This is a genomic window from Hymenobacter armeniacus (assembly GCF_014699055.1).
Taxonomy (GTDB): domain Bacteria; phylum Bacteroidota; class Bacteroidia; order Cytophagales; family Hymenobacteraceae; genus Hymenobacter; species Hymenobacter armeniacus.
Map to the genome: position 1 here is coordinate 165490 of NZ_JACXAC010000002.1, position 24107 is coordinate 189596.

Consider the following 24107-nt stretch of genomic DNA (forward strand, 5'->3'; position numbering starts at 1 on the left):
CTGCGCGCTGCATGACGACCCTGCTGACTTCCTAGCCTTGTTGCCCCTTCGGGGCCTCGCCGCCCACCATGCGCGAAATCAGCCCGTGGTCCTCTTTCATTTCGGCCCATACCACCCCCACCACGTGAATCAGAATGAAGCCGATGATGAGGTACATCGTCACGTTGTGCGTTTCCTCGGCCAGGTGATGGATGCCGCGCAGCCACGACACGTCCTCAAAAATGAGAATCAGGCCCGTGACCACCATGATGGTAATAAACAGGTAGAACAAGGCGTAGGTGGTTTTGGCAAACAGGATTTTACCGGCTTTGCTTTTGTCGGCCGGCGGGGCTAGGCGGTAGCGGCGCAGGATTTCCATCAGTCGGGCCGAAAAGCGCAGTTCCGAGGGGCCCGTGAGCTGCAAGCCCAATCGAAACACCCACAGTGCCACCAGCGTCCAGCCGAAGTAGATATGCCAGGCCCAGATTCGTTCGCTGATGATGTGGGCCAGCTCGCGTGCCTGCGGCACCGACACGTCCTTGCCCGACGACTGCAGCTCCGGCACCGCCGTTTTGGCTTTCACAATCACCTTCTGAAACAGAATGGTCATCAGCTGCAGGCTGATAAGCAGCGCATTGGCCCAGTGCCAAAACCGCAGCGTGCCGCGGTAATCTTTGGTGGGTACTTCGACGGCAGGCACAATGCGGGTATCCATCTGAAATTAAAAAGAGATTAAAAAGTCAAGAGGTGGTGGCAGCTTCTACGAAGGCGGCGGGCACTGGTTCGGTGCGGCCGGGGTATTCGAGCAGCGCCTGGGCCAGGCAGTCGAGGGCCGCCGCCAAATCGGTCAGGTTGATGACGTAGGCCAGGCGCACTTCCTGCCGGCCCAGGCCCGGCGTGTGGTAGAAGCCGTTGGCCGGCGAAAGCATCAGCGTTTGGTTGTGGTAGGTGAACTCTTCCAAAAGCCACTGGCCAAACTTCTGGGCATCGTCCACAGGCAGGCGGGCCACCACGTAGAAGGCGCCGCCCGGCACGGGGCAGGTCACGCCGGGCATGGCGCGCAGGCGGCCCACCGTGAGGTCGCGCCGGTCCTGGTACTCGGCGCGGGTGCCGTCGAAGTATGAGGCGGGCAGGTCGGCGGCGGCTTCGGCGGCCAGCATCTCCAGCACCGGCGGGCACACCCGCATCTGGCCGAAGTGGAAGGCCGCCTGCCACAAGTCGGCGTTGCGCGTGACGAGCGCGCCCACGCGGGCCCCGCAGGCGCTGTAGCGCTTCGAGATGGTGTCCACCATCACCACGTGCTGCTCGCCGCCGGGCAGGCTCAGGGCGCTGGTGGCCCGGGCACCGTCGTAGCAGTATTCGCGGTAGGCTTCGTCGGAAATAAGAAACAAGTTGTGCCGCTGGCAAAGGCCCAGTAGGGCTTCCAACTCGTCGCGCCGGTACACGTAGCCGGTGGGGTTGCTGGGGTTGCAGACGAGGATGGCGCGGGTGCGCTCCGTAATCACAGCCTCAAAATCGGCCAGCGGCGGCAGCGCAAAGCCGTCTTCGATGTGAGCCGTGACGGCCACGATATTTACCCCCGCCGCAATGGCGAAAGCCGTGTAGGTGCCGTAGAAAGGCTCGGCAATGATGATTTCATCGCCGGGATTGAGGCAAGAGAGCAGGGCGAAGTGGATGGCCTCGCTGCCCGCCGTGGTCACCATAATATCCTCGAACCGAGCCGGAATGCCAGCGCGCTGATAGTAGGTTTCGAGCTTGCGGCGGTAGCTCTCGGTGCCCGCGCCGGGCGCGTAGCCCAGCACGGTGATGTCGGCGGTGCGCACGGCCTCCAGCATTTCGGGCGGCGTAAGCACGTCGGGCTGGCCAATGTTCAGCGGGTATACAATCTTGCCCTGTTGGCGGGCGGCTTCGGCATAGGGCAGCAGCTTGCGAAACGGCGAGACGGGCATGGCCTGCCCGCGCTGGGAAACATCTGGCATACAATCAATTTAAGCCCCGGGCGGCCGCGGCCGCCGCAGCGCAGTATTGGCTAAATATAGCGGCCCCCGGCCGCTTACAAGCACTTCTTATACAGATTATAGAGAATGCGGTTGTCGGCCTCGGTGAGCGGCCCGCCCACGTTTTGCTGAATGAAATGCAGCTTGAACGCCCGAATGGCCGCCGCCAGGTCCTTGGTGTCGTAGCCAATGATGCGCAACGCCTCGCGCGGGTTGAACGTGGTGATGGGCCCATTGAGGCGGGCCAGCTGGGCGTCGACTTTGCTCGTGTCGGTGGGCAGGGGCGGGAGGGGCGCGGGGGCTGCGTCGTCGGGCGTGGGCTGGGTTGGAATAAGCAGGCGGCTGGCCAGGGCGGCCGCGCTGTCGGCCCCAAACGGGCTGGGCAGCGGGCCGGGGTCGTACCACAGGCCGAAGCCGTTGTCGGCCAGGCGCTTCCAGGGGAATAAGGCGCTGGGGTCGTTTTTGCGCGTCGGCGCAATGTCGGCGTGGCCCACAAAGTTGGCCGTGGGAATGCCGTAAGTCCGCTTCAAGCCCGTCAACACGCGCAACAAGCTGGCAATCTGCGGCTCCGAAAACGGCTCGGTGCCGTTGTTATCCAGCTCAATGCCGATGGACGACGAGTTGATGTCGGTGGTGTTGCCCCACTTGGCCGCGCCGCCGTGCCAAGCGCGCAGGTAGTCGTTCAGCATGTGAAACACCCGCCCGTCGCGCCCAATAACGTAGTGCGCGCTCACCTGCGTGCGCGGCAGCGTAAACGTCTTGAGCGTCTGGGCCGTGGAGTCCTGCGCTGTGTGGTGAATGATGACATAGTTGGGCTTGCGCAGGTTAAAATTGGTGGTGCCCACCCAGTAGGCGCCCTGCAGCAGGCTGTCGGCGCCGGGCGTGGGCACGGGCGTGGCGCGCAGAGCCTTGGCGTAGGCCTTCACCTGCGCTTTGTAGGATTTGTTGGTGGCGGCGTAGGGGTTGCGCTGGGCGGCGCAGGCGGCCAGCGCTGCCGCAGCCAGTAGCTGCACGGCACTGGCGGTCAAACGAATTTTCATTGCGGTGAAATTACGGCGCCCGAGGCCCACGTTCCACGAAAAAGCCCCCGCAACTTTCATCACGGAGGCTTCTGAGGTTTCAAACTGGCGCGCAAGCTAAGGCTCGCTACACGCTATTTGGCATACGCTACGGCGCGCATTTCTTGGGCTATAATGGTTTTAATCGGAGCGCGGCACTATATAGCGCAACCCTAGCACGTAGCAATTGGGCTATGCGACCAAGCCATTAGTTCAATTGTGTTAATTCATTCGAAAAGGCTACGGGCTTGTTAGTGCCCTGTTAATTTACAATTGCTTATAATTGGCAACGTATTATGCAGCTTTATAATCAACGTTTTGCTCATGTGCCGATAGTTATCCGAATAGACGGTAAGCAATGCCAATGAACACGCGCTCACGTTACAATAGGTGCCTTGTGTTTTTGCTCCTCGCGGCCTTACCGGGCCGTGCTTCCGCCCAACGCTCGTTCTCCCTGCTACTGGCCGGGCAGGCCCACGGCATGCAAGCCCGTTTTGCCGATGATGCGTTGGTGAGTTCCCGCCTGAGCTTGGTTCCCCAAATGCATCGGGGGTGGGGGGTGGGCACGGCGGTTAGCCTGTCGCCTAGGGCTGCCTTGCAGGCCACCGTTGCCCTGACATCCTATGGACTTGCGTTCAAAACGCAGCGCGACTACCGTGGGAATCGTGGCGACTACGCCAATGTTGCCTCCACTAGACAAGATGCTCTTGAATTCGCCTTGGTCGCCCGGCAGCATTACTATAAACTGGCACATCCCAACCGGCTTTGGTTTACGAGCGTCGGGCTGGACATGGTGTACATCGGGTCGATACTCGGCATTTCAGGTTTCTCTTTCAGCGGTTCCGACCCCACTCAGCTGAGTGGGCCGGGGATTGTCGGCTCGTTGCGCGTTAATGGGGGTAATCCGTACCGGGTGGGGCTACGGGCCGGCGTGGGCCATGAATGGGCGTTAAGTGCCCGGCACTTTGTGGCGGTGCAAGCGTTGGCGAGCATCGGGCTCCGCGATTTGCAGCGCTTCGAGCTGCGGACAGTGGTCTGGGAACAAGGCCGCACCATCGACCCGGTGTACTACGAAAATACCGTGGCCACTCGCTTTAGCTATGTGGGGGTGCAGGCCCAATACCGGTTTCAGTTAAGCAAGCCGCGGGCATCAACCGCAACCGCGAATTGAACCGATAGCCGTGCTGGCTGGTCGGGAAGCTGTCGTGGCTCCTATCCCAAGCTATTCAACCAAAAAACGCCCCCGCAACACAAGTCGCGGGGGCGTTTTCATTGCAGCAGCTGCAAGCCAAAACCTGCGCTACAGCTTACTTGGCATACGCCACGGCGCGCATCTCCCGAATCACGGTGATTTTAATCTGGCCGGGGTACTGCATTTCCTTCTCGATTTTTTGCGAAATCTCGAAGCTCAGCTCGGCGGCGCGCTCGTCGGTCACGTTCTCGGCGTCCACCATCACGCGCAGCTCGCGGCCGGCCTGAATGGCGAAGCATTGGTTCACGCCCTTGAAGCCGTTGGCCGTTTCTTCGAGCTGCTTGAGGCGCTTGATGTAGCTTTCCATCATCTCGCGGCGGGCGCCGGGGCGCGAGCCCGAAATGGCGTCACAGGCCTGCACGAGCGGCGAAATCATGGCCGTCATCTCAATCTCGTCGTGGTGAGCCCCGATGGCATTCACCACGTCGGGGTGCTCTTTCCACTTCTTGGCCATCTCCATGCCCAGAATGGCGTGGGGCAGCTCGGGCTCCTCGGTGCTCACCTTGCCGATGTCGTGGAGCAGGCCAGCGCGCTTGGCTTTCTTCACGTCGAGGCCCATCTCGGCGGCCATGGTGGCGCAGAGGTTGGCCACTTCGCGGCTGTGCTGCAGCAGGTTCTGGCCGTAGGAGGAGCGGAAACGCATCCGGCCCACCATCTTAATCAGCTCCGGGTGCAGGCCGTGGATGCCGAGGTCGATGATGGTTTTCTCGCCGATTTCGACGATTTCTTCCTCAATGTTCTTGCGGGTTTTGGCCACAATCTCCTCCACGCGGGCCGGGTGAATGCGGCCGTCCTTCACCAGCAAGTGCAAGGAGAGGCGGGCAATTTCGCGGCGCACCGGGTCAAAACCCGAGATGATGATGGCCTCCGGCGTGTCGTCCACGATGATTTCGACGCCCGTGGCGGCTTCCAGCGCGCGGATGTTGCGGCCCTCGCGGCCGATGATTTTGCCCTTCACGTCGTCGCTTTCAATGTTGAAAATCGACACGCAGTTCTCGATGGCGTGCTCCGAAGCGGTGCGCTGAATGGTTTCCAGCACAATCTTCTTGGCATCTTTGGTGGCCGTGAGCTTGGCCTGGGCCACGGTGTCCTTGATGTAGGAGCTGGCCTGAATCTGGGCCTCGTTTTTCAGGCTTTCCACCAGCTGCTCGCGGGCTTCGGCGGCGGTCAGGTTGGCGATGGTTTCGAGCTGGCGCTGCACGGTGTGCAGCTGCTCGTCGGCCTCGCGCTGCCGGGCTTCTAGCTCGGCCATGGCCTCTTCGTGGTCGATGCGGCGCTTTTCGGCCTGGGCTTCGAGCTTGTCGCGCAGCTGCTGGGTATCGGTCTGGTTCTTTTCGCGCTGGCGCTCCAGGTCGGCTTCTTTCTTCTGCAGCTGCTCCAGCTGGCGCTGGGTGGTTTCGGTGAGCAGCTTGATGCTTTGCTCTTGCTCCACCACGCCCTGGCGGCGTTCGGTCAGTTCTTGGTCGAGGGCCTGCTTGAGGCGGCGGCTTTCGGTGTCAAACTCGTTGCGCAGCGTCTTGAACTTGTTCTTCGACTGCTCCAGGCGCTCGTCGGCCTGCTTGATTTTCTCGTCGCGAAGGCGGTTGCCTTTCTCCTCGGCCTCGCGGAGGATTTGCTGAGCACGGGCTTGCGCCTCGCCCTCGTGGTCCAGCCGGGCTTTGCCGGCCAGCTGTCTACCCACCACGATGCCCGCCACAAGGGCGACCACCGCGGTCAGTATACAGTACAATATGATGGGTGACATGGAATTATGGTTTTTGGGGTGGGTGAAAAAACCATAACCAGGTAGAACAGAAGTGCCCGGGCTAAGCGGAAGCGGCCGATTGCCGCGCCGCCCAACCGGGCCAACGAGTGTGTGGGTGCCGGGCGGGGCTACGCTTAGCCCGCCAGCACCACGCCTGATAGCAGCTCGTCGAAACGAGCGAGCCGTTCGGTCAGCGCCGCATCGGTGCCATCCTTTTCCTTGCTCACTTTCAATTGGTCGGCCATGGTGGCCAGGGCGACCATGGCCAGCAAGTCCTGCTTGTCCTGAATGCCGTAGCCTTCCCGAAATTCGCGCAGCTTGTCGCCCAGCAGCCGTCCGGCCAGGCGCAGCCGTTCCTCGTCCTGCACGTCCACGCGCATGGGATAGTCCCGGTCAGCAATACGAATTTTGATGGCTAGCTCGCTCATACAGCGATGATTAGGGCTCAGGGTGAGGGGTTCAGTCGGGTTAGTCTCTCAAATAGGCAAGACACTTGTCCAGTTCGCGGATGTATTCGTTGAGGCGCAGTTTAAGTTCGTTGGCGTGGGTGGGTTCCCCAGCTATGGTGTGTACAAGTTTAACAATATTTTCCTGGTTTTGTCGCTCCTTGAGCTGCCGGTCCTTCTCGCGCACGTCGGCGCGCAGCTGCTGAATGGTGGTGTTGGCGTCGGCCAGCTCCTCGCGCAGTTCCTGATAGGCAGCCACTAAGGTGGTAATCTGCCGCTCCAGGCGGTCGAGTTGCGCAAGTTGTTGGGAGGAGGCCACGGTCGGGATTAATTTTTGGGTGAAGATAAAGCGGCGGGCCGAAAGCTACGCTTTACCCGGCACTTGCTCGCGGCTTGTGCCTCAGAGAGGTTTGCCTTTGAGAGCAGAGCAGGCGCAACGGTCCGTCAGTCGCAAAAGCCGAACGTCATGCGGCGCTTGCCGAAGCATCTCCCCCGCGCAAGTAATTGATTTACTCTCGCGGTAGAGGTACTTCGGCAAGCGCCGCATGACGTTCAATCGAGCGGCAAGCCACCCTTCGGCGCGGCTACTTCAGCGAATCCGGTGGCGCGGAGGCCATGTCGGCAATCGACCACAGGAAATCAGTCCGCAGGCGGCCTTTGAATTTGGGGCTGCCCATGTCCACATAAGTATCGCCGAGGTAACCGAGCGGGAGCATCTTTTTGGACGTGATGGCCGCGAAGGGCGTGAAGCTGGCCTCGGCGTGGCAGCTCATGCAGTTGGTGCGCACGCCCACGTCGTTGACAACCACCAAGCCGTTGGTGACCACCCGGGAGGGCTCCCGCAGGTGGGCGCTGTTGCTGAACGTGCCCGGCCCGAAACCGGCTTCCAGGTAGGGGTTGAACACGTAGATGGACTGGCCCACGCTTTGGCCGCCGGCAAAGGGCTGCACTGGGTCAATCATCTGGTAGGAGATGGCCATGGCGTAGTGGCGCGGCGCCCCCACGAGCTGGGCCGGGCGCTGGGCCACCACGCCGGGGGTGCTGGGCAGCGGGGCACGGTCGGGGTTGGGCGCCCACCACATGGTTTGCCAGGTCCAGCGCTTGATTTCTTTGGTGGTGATGTGCATGGCCACCAGAATGGCGTAGTCGCCGGCGTAGGCCACGGGCGGCGTGCCGGGGTCGAGTTCGGCGTTCATGGCCGCGGCTTCGGCTGCCGTGAGCTTGAAGTGCACGAAGTCGCGCAGGTTGTAGGTGGTGGCCGGGGTGGCGGGGGCACAGCCCGGGCTCACTTGTCCCTGGCCCTTGCCGCCGTTGGCGGTGTCGACGTACACGCAGCTCGACCATTTTTCCTGGCCGAAGGGGATGCGGGCGCTGGTGGTGCCGGTCCACACCTTCATCTGGTACAGGCCACGGCCGCGCTTGCCGCCGGGCACCACCTCGTACACGGGCTTGATGGCAATGGCTTCGCGGGGCAGCTGCGGAATGTCGCCCTGGCCTTTGTCTATCAGGCCCTGCAGCGTCGAGGCCCAAAACAGCTTGTTCTGCACGATGAAGGAGGCCGCCACCGGGTCGTAGCTCACCGATTCGAATACGTCTTCCTGCGAGTCGGCGGTCATGGCGTGGGCGCTGGCCACTTTGGCCCGGGCCTTCAGCCCCTTGCGGAAGTCCGGGTCGCGGAACAGCTGGCGGGGCCGGTTCAGCCGGCGGCGGGGCGTGGGGCGCTGCAGCAGCAGGGCCCGCAGGTTGGCTTTGGGAGCAGCCTGCTGGGCGGCGTCCACCTCGTCTTTGGTGGGCCAGGTTTCGTACACGCGCAGGGTGTCGCCGTTGAGGCGTTGGGGCGTTGGCAAGGACAGGGCCGTCCAGATACCCCAGCCGTGGCGGCTGATTTGGGCGGCGTCGCGGTTCCGAATCCAGCCGTTGATGACGCTGCTGTCTTCCGGAAAGGTAAAGCCGGGAATGCCCGGGTTGGGCAGCGTCACGGCCTGCACGTTGGGCCCGGGCCGGGCCGCCAGCTTGTCGCGGGCCGTGTCGCCGGGGGCGGCGGCCGGGGCGCTGGTCGTCGTCTCGGTTTCGGTGTTGGAAGTGTTGGACGAGCAGCTGGCCAGCCACAAACAGGCGCCGAGCAGGGTTGGTAGAAGGTATGCCTTTTTCATGGAAGCGGGTAAAAAGGTGAGCGAATGGATGGGCCAAAGCTCTGCCTTATTCAGTTGCTGTAATCAAGTATAAATACTTGATTTACAAATGGCGTAGAAACACCTGCGCCTGCCGACAAAAGGGGCAAACGAAAACGTCGTGCCAAACAAAACGAATGTTTTTCGTTCTGCTCAGCACGACGTTCCAGGCTTTGAAGTGTAGCCGAACGGGCTAGCTTTTGGCTTTCTTGGTCTTCACCTTCAGCTTGCCGTCTTCAGTCTTCTCTTTCATTTTGTCGTCCACGACGGGCGCCGTTGGCGCAGCCACCGGGGCCGCGGCGGCCGCGGGTTTGCCTTCCAAGTCGAGCTGCACCACGGGGTAGCCCAGGGCTTGCAGCGCGGGCAACTGCTTGTCGTCGCCCACCACCACGATGTACATCTTATCGGCCGGCAGGTACTGCTTGGCAATGGCCTGCACTTCCTCCTTCTTCAGGCCTTTCAGGATTTCGGTTTGCTGGTTCACGTAGGTCGGGTCGAGGTCGTACTCCACCAGGCGCGAGAGGAAGCCGGCTTTCTGCTGGCCGGTTTCGTACTTCAGGGCATCGCTCTGGCCCACCGAGGTTTGCAAGAAGGCCAGCTCCTCGTCGGAAATGCCGTTTTGGTAGTTCCGAATCTCGCTCATGAATTCCTTCACCGACGCGGCCGTGGCATCGGCGCGCACGCCGGCCTGGGCCGTGAAGGGGCCGGCGTAGCGCGTGCCCCGGAAGCCCGAGTTGGCGCCGTAGGTGTAGCCCTTGTTCTCGCGCAGGTTCAGGTTGATGCGCGAGTTGAAGGCGCCGCCGAGCAGGAAGTTGGCCAAGCCGGCGCGGTAGTAAGGGCCGGTGGCGTCAAACTTCATGTCGGTGAGGTAGCCAACCCGGATTTCGGACTGGGCCGCGCCGGGCTTGTTCACGAAATAGATGGTGGTTTTGTCGGGCTGCACACTGGCCACGTCGGCCGGAATGGTCACGTCCTTCTTCGCCCAATTCTTCAGGAAGCCTAGTTGCGAATTCAGTGTTTTCTGGTCCACGTCGCCCACCACCACGAGGTAGCTCACGTTGGGCACGTAGTATTTGTTGTAGAAGTCCTTCACATCGTCGAGCGTGAGGCTGCTCACCGAGGCGGTGGTGCCGAACACCGACGTGCCAGCGATGTTGCTGCTACCGTACAGGAGCTTGTTGTAGGTGAGGTCGGCAATCACGCCCGGCTGGGTGGCAAAGTTGCCGATGGCTTCCAGTTGCTGCTTCTTTAGGCGGGCAAAGTCCTGGGCATCGAAGCGGGGGTGCAGCAGGCGCTGCTCCAGCAAGGCCATCGTGGCGGGCAGGTTGGCGGTAAGGCTCTGCACGTTTACAGTGGTTTCGTTGTCGCCAGCGGTGGCGCTGATGCGCGAACCCAGCTTGTCGAGCGCGGCCGAAAACTGCTCGCTGCTGTACTTCTCCGAGCCTTCGTTCAGCAAGCTGGCCGTGAGTTGGGCAATGCCTGCTTTCTCGGGCATGCCCTGTTCCAGGCGATGGCCGCCGCGCAGGGTGAGGCGCATGGTCACGGCCGGAATCTCGGTGTTGCGCGTGCCCACTATTTTCAGGCCGTTGGCCAAGGTTTCCTGGTACAGCGCCGGCACTTTCACCACCGGGTTGCCACCCGAAGCGGGCTGCTTGCTGCGGTCGAAATTGTCGGTGGGCTTCACGTATTTCAATCCAGCATACTCGTCTTTCGGCGCCACGTAGCCCGCCTTGTCGGGGGTGAAGTTATCGGGCTTGGCCGCCGCTACGCCGCCCGATTTGGGAATGACGCTCAGGATGACGGCGTGCTTGCCTTTCAGGTATTTGTCGTACGCGCGCTGCACATCGGCTTTGGTCAGGGCCTTGAGCTCTCTGGTTTCGACGGTGAGGTAGTTAGGGTTGCCGAAGTAGGTTTGGTTGGCGGCCAGCTGGCTCACTTTGCCGCTCACGCTGGCCAAGCCGTTCACCACCTGGGCTTCGGTTTGGGCCTTGAAGCGCTGCAAGTCTTGGTCGCTCACGCCTCGCTTCTCAAACTCGGCCATGGTGCTGCGCATGGTGGCCTCCAAGCTGTCGAGCCCCTTGCCGGGAAACGAGCGAGCCACGAAATTGAACTGGCCGCCCAGCTCTGAGCCTTGCTGGTAGGATAGGGCCACCACCGCCTTCTGGTTTTTCACCAGGTTTTTGTAGAGCAGCGAGTTCTTGCCTTGGCCCAGAATCTGCGCCAGGGCGGTCAGCGGCAGGTTGTCAGGATGTCCTTCGGGTACCGTCGGAAACACCATTTGCAGCATCGGGAACCGGATGTTGTCGGCGTAGCTCACGTAGCGGTCGGTGGCGAGCACGGGAGCGGGGTACTTGGCCTTGGCCACGGCCGGCCCGCGTTTGATGCTGCCGAAATACTTCTCCACCAGCTTCACCACCTGGGCGGCCTGCACGTCGCCGCCCACGGTCAGGGTGGCGTTGTTGGGGCCGTACCAGCGCAGGAAAAAATTCTTCAAGTCGTCCACGTTCGAACGGTCTAGGTCTTCCAACGAACCGATGACTGACCAGGAATAGGGGTGGCCGTAGGGGTAAAGCGTGCGGCTGATAATTTCGCTGGCCTGTCCGTACGGAGCATTGTCTACGCGCTGGCCTCGCTCGTTTTTCACCGTGGAGCGTTGAATCTCAAACTTCTTCTGGCTCACCGCATCTAGCAGAAAGCCCATCCGGTCGGCCTCCAGCCACAGCCCGGTTTCGAGTTGGTTGCTGGGCAGGGTTTCGTAATAGTTGGTGCGGTCCTCGGTGGTCGAACCGTTCAGAGAGCCGCCAGCGGCCGTCACCAGCTTGAAGTGCTGCTGGTCGCCCACGTGGTCTGAGCCCTGAAACATCATGTGCTCGAAGAAGTGCGCGAAGCCCGACTTGCCAATCTGCTCGCGGGCCGAGCCCACGTGGTAGGTCACGTCTACATGCACCAGTGGGTCGGAGTGGTCTTCGCTCACGATGAGCGTCAGCCCGTTGGGCAGCACGTACTTCTCGTAGGGAATGACGAGCTGGCCGGGCTGCTTGGTCACTTTCTCCACCAGCTTGGTGCCGCCGGGCGTGGTCATTAGCGCTGTTTTGGCGGTAGGGGCCTTGGCGGCTTTGCTGGCGGGTTTTTGCTGGGCAAAGCCGGCGGTAGTGGCCAGCGCCAAGCTCAGAGTAGACAATAGTTTTAGGTTCATCCTTGCAAAAAAAGGTGGTGATTTATGAAAAAATTGTTGAAATCAGACCGCAACTTAGCAACGCCGTCGCACATGCGGCAGCAACATCAGCTGTCGCACAACGACTGCATCGGAAATACGGCCTAACGATTACAAGTTTGCAGCAACATCTGAAGCAGCAGAGGCGCCACCTTTCCCGGTAGCCGGGAATGGTGGCGCCTCTGCTCGGCGGAGCGGGGGGCGGGTATTAGCGCCGAATCACGGCTCCGGCCTGCTTCTCAAACTGCTGAATGAGCCGCTGCATCACCTGGTCGATGGCTTGCTCGCTGAGCGTTTGGGTGAAATCCTGCAGCGTGAAGCTCACCGAGTAGGACTTCTTGCCCGCGCCGAGGTTCTCGCCGGCGTACACGTCGAACACGTTGATGGAGTGTAGCAGCTTTTTCTCCGTCTTCCGGGCAATCTGTTGGAGCTGGTCGAACGTCACCGACGCATCCACCACCAGGCTCAGGTCGCGGCGCACCTCGGGGAACTTGGGCAGCTCGCGGGCCGTGAGCGTGGGCTTGTATTTCTTGCTCAGGGCGTCCCAATCCAGCTCGGCGTACCACACCGGCTGGCTCACGTCCATCTTTTTCAATACCGAAGCCGACACGGCGCCGAGCTGGGCCACGGGCTGGTTGTGCACCAGCAGCGCGAGGCCGCCGGCCAGGTAGGCGTGCTGCACCGGCTGCGAGGCCGCCCCGCCGAAGCCCAGCGCCGCCAGCACCTGCTGCACCGCGCCCGCCAGGTCGTGGAACGCCGCTTTATCCGACTTGTGCTGCCAGGTTTCGGCCGTGGCGTTGCCGGTCAGGTACAGCACCAGCTTGTTCTTTTCCTGGTACTTGCCGTTCTCGTTCTGCGCGTACACTTTGCCGAATTCGTACAGCTTCAGGTCGCGCTGGCGGCGGTTGAGGTTGTGCCGAATGATTTCCAGCCCCGAGTGCAGCAGCGTCGGCCGCATCACGTTCAGGTCGATGCTGTTGTAGTTCAGAATGCGCACCAGCGACGCCTCCGTCTCGCCTTCTTTTTCGAAGTACTGCGAGTTGGTGAGCGAGTTGGTCAGAATCTCCGAAAAGCCCTGGCCGCTGAGCAGCGAGGCAATTTTCACCCGCGTCACTTCCGGGTCGGGGTTCGGGAAGCGGGCCAAGAAGGAAGCGGAGTTGTTGGGCCGCAACGCCACGTTGTTGTAGCCGTGGATGCGCAGAATTTCCTCAATCACGTCGGCCTCGCGGGTCACGTCCACCTTGTGCGGTGGCACGGTGAGCAGCCAAGTGGCCTGGTCGCCTTGGTCGAGGTTTTCCTCGGTGATGTCGATGTCAATGTCGAGGTCGGTCAGAATCTGACGGATGCGCTCGGGCGCGATGTACTGGCCCACCAGCCGTTCCACGCGGGGCAGGCGCAGGCGCACGGTGGCCGGCTGCACAGGCGCCGGGTACTCGTCTACCACGGGCGCGGCGATGGTCGCGCCGGCCACTTCCTGGAGCAGCAGCGCCGCCCGCTGCAACGCCACGGGCACCATGTTGGGGTCGGTGCCGCGCTCGAAGCGGAACGAGGCGTCGGTTTTCAATTGGTGCGTCTGGGAGGAGCGGCGCACGGCGGCGGGGCCGAAGTAGGCGCTTTCCAGGAACACGCGGGTGGTGGCGTTGCTCACCCCTGAGGTCTGGCCGCCGAACACGCCGGCCAGCGCCATCGGCGCGCCATCGGCATCGGCAATAACCAAATCCTCGGCTTTCAGGCTGCGCTCCACGCCGTCCAGGGTCACGAATTTCTCGCCGGCTTCGGCGCGCTTCACCCGGATGCGGTTGCCGGTAATCTGGTCGGCGTCGAAGGCGTGCAGGGGCTGGCCCAGCTCGTGCAGCACGAAGTTGGTCACGTCCACCACGTTGTTGATGGGGCTCAGGCCGATGCTGCGCAGGCGGCGCTGCAGCCACTCCGGCGAGGGGCCTACCTGGACGTTTTCGAGCAGCAGACCGGCGTAACGCGGGGCCGCTTCCACGTCTTCAATCGCCACGCTGACATTGTTTGCTGCCGACTCCGGCGCCGCGAAGGCGCTCACGTCGGGCAAGTGGCAGGGCTGCTGCAGCAGGGCGCGCAGCTCGCGGGCCACGCCGTAGTGCGAGGCGGCATCGGCGCGGTTGGGCGTGAGGCCGATTTCGTACACCGTGTCGGAGCCCAGGCCGAAATACTCGGCGGCGGGCGTGCCGTTGGGCAGGTCGGTGTCAAGCACCATGATGCCGGCGTGCGACTGGCCCAGACCGATTTCGTCCTCGGCGCAAATCATGCCTTCCGAGGCCGCACCGCGGATTTTACTTTTCTTGATTTTGAAGGGCTCGCCCTGGGCGGGGTGCAGCTCGGCGCCTTCGAGGGCCACCACCACGCGCTGGCCGGCGGCCACGTTGGGGGCGCCGCACACGATTTGGCGCACGGTGCCGTCGCCCACGTCCACGGTGGTTAGGCTGAGCTTGTCGGCGTCGGGGTGGCGCTCGCAGGTGAGCACCGTGCCCAGCACCACGCCGCGCAGGCCGCCGGGGATGCTTTCCAGCTCCTCCATGCTCTCCACTTCCAGGCCCGAGCCGGTGAGCAAGGCGCCAATCTCGGCGGCAGGTTTATCGGTCGGAATGAGGGTTTTAAGCCAGTCGAGGGAAATGCGCATGATGAGTTGTCCGTTGCTAGTTGTCAGTTGTCAGGCCGCTGACGACGTGGCAAAGGTACGGCGCACCGTGAAGCTCCGTAAACGTGAATCGGTTGCGCGGGCAAGGCTGGGCTGCGCTACTCGGGTGCCGTTGTTACTCGTGAAACGACTTCTCGCCGGCCGCAATGGGCACGCGCAGCCGATTCTCGGCCGGCGGCACGGGGCAGCTGTACGCGTTGTTGTAGGCGCAGTACGGGTTGTAGGCCTGGTTGAAATCCAGCTGGATTTCCGCGGCGTCAGGCTCCGGCAGCGGGGCATCGAGATAGCGGCCGCCGCCGTAGGTTTCGCGGCCGTTGGTGGCGTCGGTGAAGGGGATGAACAGCGTGGAATCTTTGCCGTCGGCTTTGCGATAAAGCGCGAGCTGCTGAACCTGGTTGTCGACCCGAAACTTGGCCTGGCCCCAGCGCAGGTATTTCTCGGCGCGGTTGTCGCTCATCTGGATGAGGGCGGTATCGGGGGTGGCGTTGCGCGTGAGGGCGGCGTCAAGTACCAGGGTTAAATCGGCGGGGTAGTACTTGAGGCTGTCGAAGGCGGCCCGTTGCGCGGAGTCCAGCGGCGAGGTGGGCGACTGGCGGAAGGCGCGGTTTTTCTCGGCGCGGGCTTTGCGCAGCCGGGCGGCATACGCGCCGGCGTCGGGCTTGCTGCCATTCATCGAGTAGAGGATAATGCCGATGATGGCGGCCGCCAGGGCTATTTTTTTAAACATGCTTGACATTTTCAACAACGGCAGCCAACCGGCCGGGGCCCGGCGGCATCAGGTAGCCGCGCTACCTTCGGCCCTCCTGTTCTGCCTTATGCAACCACTACGAATTCTCTTCTTTCTGCTGGCCGCCGCGCCGGCCTTCGCCCAGCAGCCCGCGCCCTACCGCCCGGCCGCTCCACAAATAAACGACTTGGTGCACACCCGGCTTGCCGTGGAGTTCGATTACCCCAAGCGCCACCTGCTGGGCCGCGCGTGGGTCACGCTCAAGCCCCACGCCGCCGCTACCGACTCGCTACGCCTCGATGCCAAGGGCATGGACATCGCCACCGTGGCGCTGGTGCAGGGCACTGCGCAGTCGAGCCTGAAGTACGAATACAACCAACGACAGCTCCTCATTCACCTGAAGGAGCCGGTGCCCGCCGGCCAGCCCTACACCGTGTACCTAGAATACACGGCCAAGCCCGACGAGCTGAAGGACAAAGCCGGCAGCGCCATTCGCGGGGCCAAGGGCCTGTATTTTATCAACCCCGACAGCGCCGTGGCCGGCAAGCCGGTGCAAATCTGGACGCAGGGCGAGCCCGACGCCAACTCGGCCTGGTTCCCGACCATCGACGAGCCCAACCAAAAAACCACCCAGGAAATCTCGATGACCGTGCCCGCCAAGTACGTCACGCTCAGCAACGGCCGGCTGGTGAAGCAGGAGGCCACCGCCCCCGGCCTGCGCACCGATACCTGGAAGATGGACGAGCCCCACGCGCCCTACCTCTTCATGATGGCCGTGGGCGACTTTCGCATCACGAAGGACACGTGGCGCGGCAAGGAGGTCAATTATTACCTGGAGCCGCAGTACGCCGCCCAGGCCCGGGCCATTTTTGGCAAGACGCCGCGCATGCTGGAATATTTCTCGCAGCGGCTGGGGGTGGACTTCCCTTGGAACAAGTACAGCCAGGTGGTGGGGCGCGACTTCGTGGCCGGCGCCATGGAAAACACCACGGCCTCGCTGTTTGGCGAGCACGCCCAGGGCTCGGCCCGCGAGCAGCTGGACTGGCCCTACGCGCTGGTGGAGCGCGAAATTGCCCACGAACTGTTTCACCACTGGTTTGGCGACTACGTGACGGCCGAAAGCTGGGGCCAGCTGACGGTGAACGAGTCGTTTGCCAACTTCAGCGAAATCCTCTGGGCCGAGCACGAGTACGGCCCCGACGCCGCCGCCCAGCAGGCCGACCTCAGCCTGCGCACCTACTTCCGCGCCCCGGCCAACTTCCTGCTGCCGGTGGTGCGCCCGCGCTACGCCGCCAAGGACGACCTCTTCGACGCCGTGATTTACCAGAAGGGCGGCAACATCCTGAACATGCTGCGGGCCTACCTCGGCGAAGAGGTTTTTTTCCGGGGGTTGAAGCGCTACCTCACGCAAAACGCCTTCGGCACCGGCGAGGCCCACCAGCTGCGCCTGGCCCTGGAAGAAGCCTCGGGCCAGGATTTGAACTGGTTTTTCAACCAATGGTATTTCGGGGCGGTGCATCCGGTGGTGACGATTGACTACGCCTGGGACGCGGCCCGGAAAGTGCAGTCCGTGACCGTGAAGCAGACCCAGGCCGGCCAGCCGTTTCGCCTGCCTTTCACCATCGCCTACTACGTGGGCGGCAAGGTGCAGCACCAGCCCGTGACCCTGACCGAGGCCACCCAAACCTTCACCATGCCGCTTGCGGCCAAGCCCGAGCTGGTGAACGTGGACGCCGAAAAAGTGTTGGTGTGGCAGAAGGACGACCACAAGCCGCTGGCCGAGTTTGCCTACCAGCAGCGCCACGCCGCCCGCTACCTCGACCGCCGCGAAGCCCTGCGCGCCGCCCAGGCCCAGCCCGCCGACCCCGTGGCCCGGCAAATACTGCTGGCCGGCCTGGCCGATAAATCGCCCGCCCTGCGCGAGATGGCCGTGGAAGTGCTCGACCTTCGAAACCCCGCCCTCCGCAAAGCCGCCACACCGCTGCTGGAGAAGCTGGCCGCCACCGATGCCGCGCCGCAGGCGCAGGCCGCCGCCCTCGCGGCGCTGGGCGGGCTGAAGCAGAAAAGCTACGCGCCCCTTTTTAGCAAAGCGCTGAGCAGCCGCTCGTACCGGGTGCAGGCCGCGGCCCTGGAAGCGCTGCTGCCGCTGAGCCCGGCCCAGGCGCTGGCCCGCGCCACGGCGTTCGAGGCCGACAACAAGGGCCCGCTCACCGGGGCCATGGTGCTGGTGTATGGCCAGGCGGGCAGCACGGCGCAGTGGCCGCTGGTGCGCGCTAAATACGATGCCGCCGACCCCAACGGCCGGTTCCAGATGTTTGCCGGCCTGAGCGAAATGCTGGGCCGCCTCGACGACCCCACGGCGCTTGCGGAAGGCATCGCCCGCATCCGGGACCTGACGGTGGAATTCAAGCGCTATGTCGACGCCGGCCGCATTGTGGGCCTGCTGCGCGGGGTGCAGCAGCGGCACGCCGGCCGGCCCACCGCGGCGCTGGTGGCCGGCCTGGTAGACCAGGCCGCCGCGGCCATCGACGCCGCGAAGTAGCCGCCGCGCGCCTGCAAAAACACAAAACCGTCCTGCCGAGCCAGTTGCTCAGCAGGACGGTTTTGCGTTTTTGCAGGCGCTACTACTGGGCCGCGGGGTACCAGTTGCGCAGGCGCACATCAATTTTCTTGTCGGCGGCGTTCACCTGCTTCTTGAAGCTGGCCACGTCGCTCAGGCCGTTCTGGCCGCGGTAGTGGTAGGGGTACACAATGGCGGGCTTGAAGGCCAGCACGCCCTGGGCGGCCTGGTTCACGTCCATGGTGTAGGGCAGGTTCATGCACACAAACGCCACGTCGATGTTCTTGAGGGCGCGCATTTCGGGGATGTCTTCGGTGTCGCCGGACAGGTACACGTTTTTGCCGCCCAGCCCCAGCACGTAGCCGTTGCCGCGGCCTTTGGTGTGCGGCGCGTCGGCGGCCTCGGGCAGGTTATACATCGGAATGGCCGCCACGCTCATGCCCAGCGTGTCGAGCTTCTGGCCGTTGCGCAGCACGCGCACCTGCTTTTTGTACTCGGCCGGCAGCTTTTCGGCCACCGCCGGAGGCACCACCATCAGGGCTTTGCCCAGGGAGAGGCCGGCCAGCGTTTTGGGGTCGAGGTGGTCGGGGTGAATGTCGGTGATGAACACCACATCGGGCGCGGCCAGGCCGGTGTAGGCGGCGGCCCCGCCGTAGGGGTCCACGTAAATGGTTTTGCCGCCCCAGGTCAGCACCACGCTGCCGTGCGTGATGGGCTGCACCGTGAGGGGGCCTTTTTTAGTGGCAATCTGGTCGGCGGCGGCGCGCGCCGCGGGGGCGGCCGTCTGGGCCTGCGCGGTGAAGGCTGCCAGCGTGGCCGCCAGAAGGAGGGTAAGTTTCATCGGTCTTTTGTGGATTGAGTGAGAAGTGTGGTCAAATTTTTCCGGTGGCCGTGCCTTTTGGGAGGAACTGCTGCCGAAAAAGTGTGACCATAACCCGATTGCTCCGCACAAGTTCAGACGAAGGAAGGCACTGCCCACCCGGAGTGTTCTTATTACAATGGCTCTTTGTGAAAAAAATGAGGTGACTGAAGAGAATCGAGGTTCGGAAATGGGCTCACGCCTGTGCTTCTCCGTCGGGCATGCAATAGAGGTCCAGGTCAAAGCGGAGGTTGAATTCGCTGGCCAGGGCGTGGTAGCGGGTGTTTAGATGGACTGAGGGCGTGCTTTCGCCGTTGTCGACGTATACCCATAAGGCGCAGGAAAGCTCGGGCGTGCAGCGGTGGCAAAAGCTCTTCACGGCGTCGCGGTGGGCCTCTAGCAGGTCAAGCACGGCGGTGCATTGGTCTTCAAAGGAAACCGATTTGTCGGCGCTGGCTTCCCACACCCAGCCGTTGTAGGGCCACACGCGCGTGCCTTTGGGCCCCCGCGGCTCCCCTTGGCGCATCACCTTGGTGGGTGCAACGCCTAGCATTTCGGTGATTGCCTCGGGGGGCAGACCCTCAATTTCCCAGAAGCACAGGCGCAGGTCGATTTCGTTTTTCATAATAAGGCCCTGCACAGGGTAGGGGAATCGACAGGTTTGTAAAAACAGTCAGGGTAGCGAAAGGTGGGGTACTTGAAAGAAAGTGCCCCTGTAGGGCTTTATCGTAAATGTCGGTGTGTCATAGTCCTTCAGCTGCTGGCGCGCGTCTGCGACGCGTGCCGACTGGCACCGAGCCTGTGGCTCGCAGGTGAACAACCAATGCCGTTGAAACGGCGCTCACCTGAACCAGAGGCTCGACCCCATCAGGCAACGCGTCGCAGACGCGCGCCAGCGGCGGGGCCTTTTTGGACCTCATCTGCGTTACCAGTCGTTTCTAACCCACCGATACCACCGCCCGTCCATGTGGTGCCAGTAGGTATAGTTGCCAACCCACTGTGGTTTCTCGCCCGTGGTGGAGTGGGCGTACCCCCAGCAAGTGCTGCCGGCTTGCCCCCCGGTCAGGCATAGGAACGTCGTCGAATCAAGCCACGCCCCCTTTTCTATCGAAGACCCGTTGTGGAGGAGGAATTCCAAGCGCGGCCGGCGCAGGAAAAAATCCACGGTATCGCCGGCCTCTGCGAGCGACGACGAGGCTACAAAATACAGCCCAAAGGCCAGTAGCCCATCCACGCCGTATCCTAATGCCTGGCCCAGTGAGCGTCGTCGGGCATAGCGAACGGCAAGCCGGAACCCGGCGACGAGCGTCACAAGCAAGGCGCCGAGCGTAAAGGCTATCATATCTGAGGATACGCTCCGTGGAGCGAGCAGTCGCAACAAGCAGGCGACCGATAAGCCGCCGTAAAAAAGGGGGCGGGACCAAGAAAAGCTGGTTACGGAAGCAGAGCGGTGCATAGTACGGACACAAGGTATGCTTGGCAACCAATAGCGTGTCGCGCAATACACGTTCATCAAAACGGTGGCCTAGCTATTCACAACTACAAAATCCCCTCATCCGCGAAGCTGTAATACCCCTGCTCGGCAAAAATGAGGTGGTCCAGAATGGGCAAATCCAGGAAATTGCCGGCTTCTTTCAGCTTTTTGGTGAGCTGAATGTCGGCGCCGCTGGGGTTGCGGTTGCCGCTGGGGTGGTTGTGCACCAGAATGATGCTGCTGGCCAACTGCTCCAGCGCCTCCTTGAAAATCATCTTGGGGTCGGCCACGGTGCCGGCCACGCCGCCGCGGCTGATGGCGGTTTTGCGCATCACCACGTTGGCCCGGTTCAGCAGGATAACCCAGAACTCCTCGTGCGGCAGGTCGAGCAGGTGCGGGCGCATGAGGTTGTAGATGTCGCGCGAGCAGGTGATGGTGTTGCGCGGCGCGGCGTCGGCCTCTTTGCGGCGGCGGCCCAGCTCCAGGGCGGCCACCACCGTGATGGCCTTGGCCTCGCCGATGCCGGGGTGGCGGCAGAGCTGCTTCACGCTTTCGCGGGCCAGGGCGTTGAGGTCGTGGCCCACGCCCTGCAGCATGAGCTTGCCCACATCCACGGCCGTGAGCTTGGTGGTGCCCGAGCCGATGAGGATGGCCAGCAGCTCGGCGTCGGAAAGGGCGGCGCGGCCCTTGCTCAGCAGCTTTTCGCGGGGCCGGTCGTCCTCGGCCCAACTCTTGATGCCCGAGGCCGGGGGAGTGGGGTAGGAGGGGGCGGCAGAAGGCAGAGGGTCAAGTGGTTCCATGCAGCGCGGAGGTGGCAGAAGGTAAAATGTCTGTTAAATGTAAAGCAAAAGCCTGCGGGCCGCGTTTAAACTTGGGCGCCGCCGCTGCGTTATGCAGCGGGTGCTTTCTCCGCTCTGTTGTTAGAATATGCGAAATCCGTTTGTGTTGTGGTTGGTGTTGGGCTGGGTGGTATTGGCTGAGTGGTATGGGTATCAGGCGGTGCACACGGTGGTGCAGCACGCCTCGCCGGGCGTGCGGCGCTGGGCGTCGATAGGCTATTGGGTGCTCACGGGCGGGGTGTGGTGGCTGGCCATCTGGGCCGGCAGCACGCGCCAAACCGGCAACACCGTCCTCAAAAGCTACCTCATGAGCCTGCCGCTGCTGTTGCTGGCTGCCAAGATGGTCATGCTCATTCCGCTGCTGCTCGAAGACCTGGTGCGGCTGGGCCGCTGGGCCCTGAGCTCGGCCACGCAGCCGGCCGGGGGGGAGGCGGGCAACGCCATGCCGCGCAGCGAATTTCTGGCCAAGCTGGCGCTGGGGCTGGGCGCCATTCCCTTCGTTGGCCTGCTGTGGGGCATGGCCAAGGGCGCAACGGATTACACCGTGCGCCGCGTGACGCTGAAATACCCCAACCTGCCGCCGGCCTTCGACGGCTTCAAGGTGCTGCAGATTTCGGACCTGCACACCGGCAGCTTCAACTCCACCGAGCCCTTGGAGCGGGCCGTGGCCATGATAAACCGCCAGGGCGCCGACCTCATCCTGATGACCGGCGACCTGGTGAACAACCGCGCCGAAGAAGTGGAGCCGCACATTCCGGCCTTGTCGAAAATCAAATCCGACCTGCCCATTTTCTCCAGCCTCGGCAACCACGACTACGGCGACTACGTGGCCGAATTCCGCGACGACCGCGCCTTATGGCGCCAGAACCTGGAGCGCCTGATGCAGAACCACGCCAAAATTGGTTGGACGCTGCTCAACGACACCACCCACTTCATCGAGCGCGGCGGCGACAAAATTGCCGTGGTGGGCATTCAGAACAGCAGCTCGCACCTCAATTTCACCACCTACGGCAACCTGCCCAAGGCCCACGCCGCCAGCGGCGACGCGCCCTTCAAAATTCTGCTCTCGCACGACCCGTCGTACTGGGAAAGCCACATCCTCAACTACCCCGACATCGACCTCACCCTCAGCGGCCACACCCACGGCATGCAGTTCGGCCTAAACCTGCCGTTTCTGAAGTGGAGCCCCGTGCAGTATGCCTACAAGCAGTGGGCCGGCCTCTACGAGCAGGGCCGCCAGAAGCTGTACGTGAACGTGGGCCTGGGCTTTTTGGGCTACCCCGGCCGCGTGGGCTTCCTGCCCGAAATCACGGTGTTTGAGCTGCGTCGGGCGTAGGGAAGGCTGGCAAAAGCAGGCTACATGCTGCGCGTAGTCGAAGCGTCTGGCCGATTGTCGTGCTGAGCGCAGCGAAGCATCTTCTGCCGTTTCAACGAATCGTGCAGCGGCGAAAGGATGCTTTGCCCCGCTCCGCATGACGTGCTTGCATACCTATCTATAGCGAGAAGGAAACATCTGCCAGGCCATTGCCGTAAAGCGCCCCCAAACCCATTACGGTTGTCCTTTTATTCCCTTCTCATGAAAAATTCCCTCTTGATTCTCGCGGGCGCTGCTGCCCTTTCGCTGGCTTCCTGCTCGCAGGAAAAGACCACCGACACCACCGTGGCCGCCGGCGACGGCACCACCACGACCACCACCACTTCGACCACCACGGGCCCGATGACGGACGCCCAGATTGAGGCCCGTGCCCAGCGCATTGCCGACAAAATGGTGGCCGACATGAAAATCACGGATGAGGCCACGAAGACTAAAATTCGCACCGTGTACGTGAACCGGTACAAGAAAATGAACGACATGCGCACCCAGTACGCCTCCGACACCACCGGCATGGCCGCGGCCATGCGCCAGTCGATGGCTGAAACCGACGCTGAGTTCAAAACGGTATTTGTTGACCCCACGCAGTACCAGGCCTACGAATCGAGCCGCAACACGTACTACGAAATGGAAAACGCCGACGATTCGGCCATGTCCAACTCGTCGGACATGAGCTCGGACATGAGCTCTTCGTCGACCACCACCACCACGGACGGCAGCATGAGCTCCGACGCCAGCGCCGGCACCATGTCGGCCGATGGCGGCAAAATGAAGGTGAAAGCCGACGGCGACATCAAAATCAAAGACGCCCAGGGCAACAAAATGAAGGTGGACGGCGACGACGGCACCGTCAAAGCCAAGCCCGAAGACGGCGGCAAAACCAAAATCAAGTAGCCCGCCGGTGCCCGTGGCACCAAAACCGGAAAGCACGGGTTTGGTCGATGCAATCGGCCGAACCGTCGCTGAAAAGCCCGCGCCTGCAACGGCGCGGGCTTTTTTTGGCTCATTGAGTTGCTACTTTGTGGTAGCGTTGTGCGTATTCTGTTGATGGTAATTGAAGTAGTGCCTTGTGTGCGTGTCGTTTGGCCGCCGTGGAGCCAGCGGCTGGCCCTGCTGGCGGTGCTGTGGCTGCTGGCGCTGGGCGCCCGCGCGCAGGCCCCCAACACCGTGCGCCTGAGCGGCAGCGTGGCCGAAGCCGGCTCGCGCCTGCCCGTGCCGGGCGCCACCGTGCAGGTGCAGCGCACCCGCCGCGGCGTGGTGACGGATGCCGCCGGCAACTTCGGCCTCGACGTGCTGCCCACCGACACGGTGCTGTTTCGGGCCCTGGGCTTCAAAACCCAGCGCATGGCCATGGGCGGCACCGGGCTGTCGCAGCTGGTGGTGCGCATTCAACTGAAGCGCGACAGCGTGCAGCTGGGCGAGGTGCAAGTGGTGAGCGACCGCGCCGACCGCGCCGTCATCAACCGGGCCCTGCGCAACATCAAGCGCCCCAAGCCGCCCGTGACCAGCGCCGTGAAGCGCCCGCCGAAGCCCAAGCCCCTCTTCGCCGTCGACTCTGCCGCGCCCAAGGCGCCGGTGCCCACCATCCAAAGCCCGGTGAGCCTGATTTACGACCAGTTTTCGCGCGAGGGCAAACAGCGGCGCAAGATGGAAGAAATTGAAGCCGAGCTGAAAGCCGAGAAGCTCCGCAAGGCCCGCGCCGAGTACAACAAGGCCTTCAAGGACAACCGCGGCTACGAGCCGTAGG

General features: G+C 62.8%; 19 protein-coding genes. 5 read left to right on the forward strand and 14 right to left on the reverse strand.

Annotated elements, in window-relative coordinates:
- Positions 1 to 31: 31 nt before the first annotated feature.
- From IC234_RS05160 to IC234_RS05170, 3 genes are all read right to left on the reverse strand, one after another.
- Positions 32 to 694, reverse strand: a complete 663-nt coding sequence (locus IC234_RS05160; RefSeq protein ID WP_190922789.1) for a cytochrome b/b6 domain-containing protein — start codon at positions 692 to 694, stop codon at positions 32 to 34.
- Between the two features lie 25 nt (positions 695 to 719).
- Positions 720 to 1958 (reverse strand): pyridoxal phosphate-dependent aminotransferase, encoded by a 1239-nt coding sequence (locus IC234_RS05165; protein ID WP_190922790.1) that lies wholly within the window; start codon positions 1956 to 1958, stop codon positions 720 to 722.
- A 74-nt stretch (positions 1959 to 2032) separates the two neighbouring features.
- A complete protein-coding gene (locus IC234_RS05170) occupies positions 2033 to 3016 on the reverse strand; it encodes an N-acetylmuramoyl-L-alanine amidase (protein ID WP_190922791.1) in 984 nt (327 codons plus the stop codon).
- A 415-nt stretch (positions 3017 to 3431) separates the two neighbouring features.
- Between IC234_RS05170 and IC234_RS05175 the strand changes: the two genes are divergently transcribed.
- Entirely contained in the window at positions 3432 to 4205 is a 774-nt protein-coding gene (locus tag IC234_RS05175) for a hypothetical protein (protein WP_190922792.1), read from the forward strand.
- 136 nt (positions 4206 to 4341) lie between these two features.
- Here the strand turns inward: IC234_RS05175 and rny are convergent, their stop codons facing one another.
- The 7 genes from rny to IC234_RS05210 form a co-directional block, all read right to left on the reverse strand.
- A complete protein-coding gene (rny, locus tag IC234_RS05180; RefSeq protein WP_190922793.1) occupies positions 4342 to 6030 on the reverse strand; it encodes a ribonuclease Y in 1689 nt (562 codons plus the stop codon).
- 134 nt (positions 6031 to 6164) lie between these two features.
- Complete coding sequence (locus IC234_RS05185) at positions 6165 to 6458, reverse strand: cell division protein ZapA (RefSeq protein ID WP_190922794.1); 294 nt, start codon at positions 6456 to 6458, stop codon at positions 6165 to 6167.
- 40 nt (positions 6459 to 6498) lie between these two features.
- On the reverse strand, positions 6499 to 6795 hold the full coding sequence (locus IC234_RS05190; RefSeq protein ID WP_190922795.1) for a hypothetical protein: 297 nt from the start codon (positions 6793 to 6795) through the stop codon (positions 6499 to 6501).
- A 265-nt stretch (positions 6796 to 7060) separates the two neighbouring features.
- The gene (locus IC234_RS05195) at positions 7061 to 8629 is read right to left on the reverse strand and encodes a hypothetical protein (RefSeq protein WP_190922796.1); all 1569 of its coding nucleotides are present in this window, start codon (positions 8627 to 8629) and stop codon (positions 7061 to 7063) included.
- A 211-nt stretch (positions 8630 to 8840) separates the two neighbouring features.
- Complete coding sequence (locus IC234_RS05200) at positions 8841 to 11843, reverse strand: M16 family metallopeptidase (protein WP_317173333.1); 3003 nt, start codon at positions 11841 to 11843, stop codon at positions 8841 to 8843.
- Positions 11844 to 12069: 226 nt separating this feature from the next.
- On the reverse strand, positions 12070 to 14511 hold the full coding sequence (pheT, locus tag IC234_RS05205) for a phenylalanine--tRNA ligase subunit beta (RefSeq protein WP_190922797.1): 2442 nt from the start codon (positions 14509 to 14511) through the stop codon (positions 12070 to 12072).
- Positions 14512 to 14644: 133 nt separating this feature from the next.
- Positions 14645 to 15256, reverse strand: a complete 612-nt coding sequence (locus IC234_RS05210) for a DUF1684 domain-containing protein (protein WP_190922798.1) — start codon at positions 15254 to 15256, stop codon at positions 14645 to 14647.
- Positions 15257 to 15344: 88 nt separating this feature from the next.
- On the opposite strand from IC234_RS05210, the gene IC234_RS05215 reads away from it, so the two are divergent.
- A complete protein-coding gene (locus IC234_RS05215) occupies positions 15345 to 17798 on the forward strand; it encodes a M1 family metallopeptidase (protein ID WP_190922799.1) in 2454 nt (817 codons plus the stop codon).
- An 82-nt stretch (positions 17799 to 17880) separates the two neighbouring features.
- Here IC234_RS05215 and IC234_RS05220 read toward each other — a convergent pair whose 3' ends face one another.
- The 4 genes from IC234_RS05220 to radC all read right to left on the reverse strand — a co-directional run bounded on the left by IC234_RS05220 (position 17881) and on the right by radC (position 20949).
- Positions 17881 to 18657 carry an MBL fold metallo-hydrolase gene (locus IC234_RS05220; protein WP_190922800.1) on the reverse strand — a complete coding sequence of 259 codons (777 nt, stop codon included), beginning with the start codon at positions 18655 to 18657 and terminating at the stop codon, positions 17881 to 17883.
- Positions 18658 to 18871: 214 nt separating this feature from the next.
- Positions 18872 to 19300, reverse strand: coding sequence for a DUF4279 domain-containing protein (locus IC234_RS05225; RefSeq protein WP_190922801.1), 429 nt, complete (start codon positions 19298 to 19300; stop codon positions 18872 to 18874).
- Positions 19301 to 19600: 300 nt separating this feature from the next.
- Entirely contained in the window at positions 19601 to 20017 is a 417-nt protein-coding gene (locus IC234_RS05230) for a hypothetical protein (protein WP_190922802.1), read from the reverse strand.
- 197 nt (positions 20018 to 20214) lie between these two features.
- Positions 20215 to 20949: a RadC family protein gene (gene radC / locus IC234_RS05235; protein ID WP_190922803.1), complete on the reverse strand. Its 735-nt coding sequence runs from the start codon at positions 20947 to 20949 to the stop codon at positions 20215 to 20217.
- A gap of 127 nt (positions 20950 to 21076) precedes the next feature.
- On the opposite strand from radC, the gene IC234_RS05240 reads away from it, so the two are divergent.
- The 3 genes from IC234_RS05240 to IC234_RS05250 all read left to right on the forward strand — a co-directional run bounded on the left by IC234_RS05240 (position 21077) and on the right by IC234_RS05250 (position 24106).
- A complete protein-coding gene (locus IC234_RS05240) occupies positions 21077 to 22324 on the forward strand; it encodes a metallophosphoesterase (RefSeq protein WP_190922804.1) in 1248 nt (415 codons plus the stop codon).
- Positions 22325 to 22564: 240 nt separating this feature from the next.
- Positions 22565 to 23254 carry a hypothetical protein gene (locus tag IC234_RS05245; RefSeq protein WP_190922805.1) on the forward strand — a complete coding sequence of 230 codons (690 nt, stop codon included), beginning with the start codon at positions 22565 to 22567 and terminating at the stop codon, positions 23252 to 23254.
- A 177-nt stretch (positions 23255 to 23431) separates the two neighbouring features.
- Complete coding sequence (locus IC234_RS05250; RefSeq protein WP_190922806.1) at positions 23432 to 24106, forward strand: carboxypeptidase-like regulatory domain-containing protein; 675 nt, start codon at positions 23432 to 23434, stop codon at positions 24104 to 24106.
- Position 24107: the final 1 nt, after the last annotated feature.